This window comes from Nitratireductor sp. GCM10026969 (genome assembly GCF_042660605.1).
GTDB lineage: Bacteria > Pseudomonadota > Alphaproteobacteria > Rhizobiales > Rhizobiaceae > Chelativorans.
On record NZ_JBHSUM010000229.1, the window covers coordinates 1 to 4,882 of the forward strand.

5 protein-coding genes are annotated in these 4,882 nt (G+C 62.3%); 1 reads left to right on the plus strand and 4 read right to left on the minus strand.

The window, feature by feature from the left end; all coding sequences use genetic code 11:
* Positions 1-81: 81 nt before the first annotated feature.
* From ACFP9U_RS23890 to ACFP9U_RS23900, 3 genes are all read right to left on the minus strand, one after another.
* Positions 82-1,359: a TRAP transporter large permease gene (locus ACFP9U_RS23890; RefSeq protein ID WP_378625273.1), complete on the minus strand. Its 1,278-nt coding sequence runs from the start codon at positions 1,357-1,359 to the stop codon at positions 82-84.
* 1 nt (position 1,360) lies between these two features.
* Positions 1,361-1,864 (minus strand): TRAP transporter small permease, encoded by a 504-nt coding sequence (locus tag ACFP9U_RS23895; protein ID WP_378625274.1) that lies wholly within the window; start codon positions 1,862-1,864, stop codon positions 1,361-1,363.
* 65 nt (positions 1,865-1,929) lie between these two features.
* Complete coding sequence (locus ACFP9U_RS23900; protein ID WP_378625276.1) at positions 1,930-2,898, minus strand: C4-dicarboxylate TRAP transporter substrate-binding protein; 969 nt, start codon at positions 2,896-2,898, stop codon at positions 1,930-1,932.
* 481 nt (positions 2,899-3,379) lie between these two features.
* Between ACFP9U_RS23900 and ACFP9U_RS23905 the strand changes: the two genes are divergently transcribed.
* On the plus strand, positions 3,380-4,438 hold the full coding sequence (locus ACFP9U_RS23905; RefSeq protein WP_378625277.1) for a phenylacetaldoxime dehydratase family protein: 1,059 nt from the start codon (positions 3,380-3,382) through the stop codon (positions 4,436-4,438).
* A gap of 4 nt (positions 4,439-4,442) precedes the next feature.
* Here the strand turns inward: ACFP9U_RS23905 and ACFP9U_RS23910 are convergent.
* On the minus strand, positions 4,443-4,882 hold a 440-nt coding region (locus tag ACFP9U_RS23910; protein WP_378625279.1), incomplete at its 5' end, for an aspartate dehydrogenase domain-containing protein.

The window sequence follows — 4,882 nt, forward strand, 5'->3', positions numbered from 1 at the left end:
CCGTGCGGATCGCGCGCGGCGCCTGCGCCGGCTGGGGCCCGGCGGCCCCGTGACGGAGGCTCCATGCAGCGCCTTATCCGCTCAGTGTCCGAGCGAGGGCAGCCACAGCGCGATCTGCGGGATGAAGGTCACGGCCAGCAAGGCTGCCAGCAACACGGCCAGGAAGGGAGCGGCCTCGCGCGTGAACTTGGCGATGGAGACGCCCGTGACCGAGCAGGCGACGAACATCAGGGTGCCGAGCGGCGGCGTCATGCCGCCGATGGTGAGGTTGAGCACCATGACGATGCCGAAATGCACCGGGTCGATGCCCAGTGCCGTGATCACCGGCACGAGGATCGGCGTGAGAAGGATGAGAACCGCCGTACCCTCGATCAGCATGCCCACGCCAAGCAGAAGCACATTGATGAGCAGCAGGATGAGAACCGGGTTTTCCGTCAGGCCGGCGATGAAATTCGCGGCCTGCTTTGGAATGCCCACCCAGGACATGTAGAAACCGAAGGCGTTGGCTGCGCAGATGATCAGCATGATGGCGGCCGTGGCAAGCACGCTTTGCGAAAGCACCTTGGGAATCGAACGCCAGCTCAAGCCACGATAGACAAGGCCGACGGCGATCGAATAGACGACGGCGACGGCGCCCGCTTCCGTGGCGGTGAACAGGCCGAAGCGGATTCCGCCGACCACCCCGACCGGGATGAGAAGCGCCAGCCAGGCGCCTTTGAATGCCTCCCCGCGCTCCTGCCAGGAGGCGCGTTTTGCGCGCGAGGGCAGGTAGCCGCGGCGGCGCGCGATCACCCATGCCGCGATCATCAGCAGCGTGGCGAGCAGAAGCCCGGGCAGGATGCCCGCCAGGAACAGCGCGCCGATCGAGACATTGGCGAGAAAGCCGTAGAGGATGAGGCCGATGCCGGGGGGAATGGTCGCCGCGATGATGGAGGAAGAAGCGGTGACCGCCGCGGAATAGCCGACATCGTAACCCCGGCGTGCCATCTCCGGCACCAGGAGCTTCGACTGCACGGCGGTATCGGCGTTGGCCGAGCCCGACATGCCGCTCAAAAGTGTGCTGAGGACGATGTTCACCTGCGCCAGCCCGCCCGTCACGTGTCCGGTCAGGGTTTCGGCGAGATGGAGCATGCGGCGCGTGATGCCCGCCTCGTTCATGATCGCGCCGGCCAGGATGAAGAAGGGCACGGCCAGAAGCGGAAAGGACTGGGTCGCGGCGATGAAGCGCTGGACAAAGACCTGGACCGGCATCGCGCCGGAAACGACGAAGAAGGCCAGCGCCGCAATGCCGATCGCGAAGGCGACCTGCACGTTGAAGGCGAGCAGCACAAGCAGGAAGACGACCGGCAGATAGTCCATGCTAGCCTGCTTCTCCCGCTTCCTGCGGCGGATAGGCGATGGTCCCGTCGGGGCTGCGCCAAACCGCGAAGACCTGCAGGACTGCGTGAACCAGCATCAGGAACAACGCCGCCGCAATGCCCGCATAGACATAGGCGAAGGAGATGCGCAGCACCGGCGAAGGCCGGTTGAACGACTGTGCCGAGAGCAGGCCGGCAAGGTAGAACGTATAGCCGAGAAAACCGATCACGAGTGCGAGCGCAAGAAGCGTGGCGGCTTTGCGCGCCGTCGCCGGCAGCATGTCGACGAAGATCGGAATGGCGATGTGCATGCCGCGCCGCATCGCCGCCGCCGCACCGAAGAAGACCACCCAGGCAAAGGCGATGGACGACAGCTCCGTCGTCCATACGGCCGGCTGTGAGACGACGTAGCGCGTCAGCACGCCCCAGGCCACGCTGATAACCACCACCACCAGTGCAAGACAGGCCACCCCCAGGTCGAGATTTGCCGCTCCGCGCCGCAGCATGCGCATCATCCTTCCTGATCGGGAAAATGGGAGAGCGGCGGATACGCGCTCTCCCTTGGGTCCGGCTAGTCCGCGAGGATCTCCGATACCCTCTCGTAGAGGCCCGGCGTCCAGTCGGGAAAGGCCCCGTAGACCGATTCGGTGGCCTGCCGGAACGCCGCCTCGTCGACATCGCGCACGATGGTCACGCCCTCGGCCTCAAGCTTGCCGGCATAGTCCTCTTCGGAAGCGATGACGAGGTCCGTCATGTAGTCGCCGGCCTCGATGGCCGACCGGGTCAGCGCCTCCTGCACCTCCGGCGGGAAGGAGGCGAACAGGTCGGCATTCATGACGAGGCCGACAAAAGCCTTGAAATGCCCGGTCATCGAGACGGTCTTGGCCGGCTCGTAGAGCTTCGAGGCATGGAGCGCGGCAAGCGGCGCCTCGGCGGCCTTAACGACGCCGGTCGACAGGCCGGTATAGACCTCCGGCCAGGCGAGCTGCACGCCGCGGCCGTTCATGGCCTCGATGGTCTCGATCCACATCGTGTTCGGCGGCACGCGGATCGTCAGGCCCTCCATGTCGGCGGGCGTGCGGATCTCGCGGTCGGAGATGACGTGCCGGGCGCCGAAAAACCAGTTGGTCGCAAGCAGCTCGAATCCCGCGCTCCCGCGCAGATCGTCCTTCATCCCGGCAAAAAGGTCGGACTTCAGGATCTTGGAGAAATCGCGCGGGTCCGACAGGAGATAGGGGCCGTTCAGAATGCCGAAGTCCGGCACGTAATCGGACAGATAACCCGGATCGGAGTTCTGGATGACCGGCGCGCCGATCTTGACCTGCTCGTAGACCTCCTGGTTGCTGCCGAGCTCGCCGTTGGGATGGATCGTGATGGTGACCGCGTCTCCGACCTTCTCCTCCACCGCCTCGACGAAGAACTCCATCGCTTCGTAGATCGGCTCGCCGGTCGATGAGACGGTCGCCAGTCGTAACTCGATCTGTGCTAGCGCCGGCGTGGCGGCGAAGGCCAACGTTCCCGCACCAATGAGCAAACGCATCATATTTCGCATAACTCTTCCCAATCCCGTGTCCAGTTCGTGGAGGGAGTGACAGCCATCGAAAAGCATATGCAGAAAGCGACAACTTCCTGACGCCGCTCCTCCCCTATCACTCAGAATGGATTATTCATACGTAATTTTCAAGTTCATATATAAAAAATCTGAATGAAAATGCGTGGCCAGAGGTCAGATCTGCCGCTTTGCGCAGCTTCCGGCTCGCGTTGGTGCATAGCCGCGAGCACCACTTGCCGGGGATTGCTGCTGGTGCTTGACGGCTCCACCGGCGTGATTGGATCCTTGTGAACAGGGCAGACCGACCCGCGCAAGCTCTCGAAAAAACACCTGTCGGGCCAAAACCAGACATATATACCAGGCAGATTGATCTAAACTTTAAGCTGTAATACCGTCTCGTCTGCACGGCTGGTCATCATCTTCAGGTGGTGCCGTTGCGACCACATCAGCCAGGTCTCGGAGAGGAACGATGGAATCCGCAATCGACAAACATCTTCAATGCCCAAGAGCACTTTCACGCCGCGTAGCCGACGATTACGAACCGCCATTCCCCATGTGGGTCGCCAGAGCAAAGGAAGATCTCTGTCAGGTCGTGATGGGTTACTTTGGGGTTCAGTATCTCGGCGCGGAAAAAGAAGAGATGGCGATGGCCGCGCTGCGTCGCATCGTCAGCGATTTCGCCCTCCCTGACGGACCCGGCCACTATGACCTGACATGCCACCAGGATGCCCACGGATACGAGAATTTGATGGCTGTTGGCTACTGGCGCGATCCGAACGCATACAAGCGATGGCTGTCTTCGCCGGTGGTGTCCGGCCGGTGGGAATCGGAGGATCGGCTGCAGGAGGAGGTTGGCTATTTCCGAGAGATCGTGGCCCCTCGCGCAGAGCAGTTCGAAACCCTTTACGCCTTCAGGGAACAGTTGCCCGGCGTCGGTGCAATCATGGACGGTATCAGCGACGAAGTCCAGGAACATGGCTATTGGGGCTCGATGCGCGACCGATTTCCGATTTCCCAAACCGACAGGATGCAGCCGTCCGGCAAGCTTGAAATCGTTGAAGGCAACCCGCAAAGCCAGGGACGGGTGATCATCCGTGGGCACGACAATATCGCGCTCATCCGATCAGGCCAGGATTGGGCGGAGACGGAGGGGGATGAGCGCGATCTTTATCTCCGAAAAATCGAGCCGACACTTCGAGCCGGCATGGATTTCCTCCGCGACAACGGCAAGGAGGTCGGCTGCTACAGCAACAGATATGTGCAATATATCGACCTCGACGGCTCCCGGTTGGAAAAGAGCTACAACATAGGCCACTGGCGGTCACTTGATTTGCTTGAGCGCTGGGCGGAAGCGCACCCCACACACCTTCGGATATTCACCACCTTCTTCCGTGTCGCCGCTGATTTATCGAAGCTTCGGCTCTATCACGAAGTCTCCGTGTTCAACGCAAGCGACCAATTTTACGAATACATTAATTGCCACCCCCAAACGGGAATGATGCGTGACGCAATGGTCTCGGATGGATGAAAGTTCAGTGCACCAGCGGCGCGATCCGCGCTTCGAGGTGACGCGCCAGGTTGAGCGCCGTCATCTCTGAGGATTTCGGATTGGTGGCCAGCGGCTCGTTTTCCAGCCGTACATGCAGTGTGCCGAAAGCGCCTGCAGCGCGCAGTTCATGCGAATTGCGCTGTGCCGTCGGGTCGGCGACGAGCAGGACGCGCGTCCGGTCGAGCCCGATGCCGGCGAGCGCCGAAATGACGGCGACGTTGGCATTCTGCGGAAAGCGGTCCGCCGCCTGCCTGGCGCTCCCCTGAAAGAAGGTGACGGCGTCCTCCACGCGGGCGAGGTCGACGAGGCTTTCCGCCTGCGTGCCCCGCCACGCTTCCGGCGGCTTGACGATGGTATGCTCGACCGAATCCAGCGGCAGGAGAGCGGCCGCCGAAAGCGCGTCGACGCCGCCAAGCGCACCCG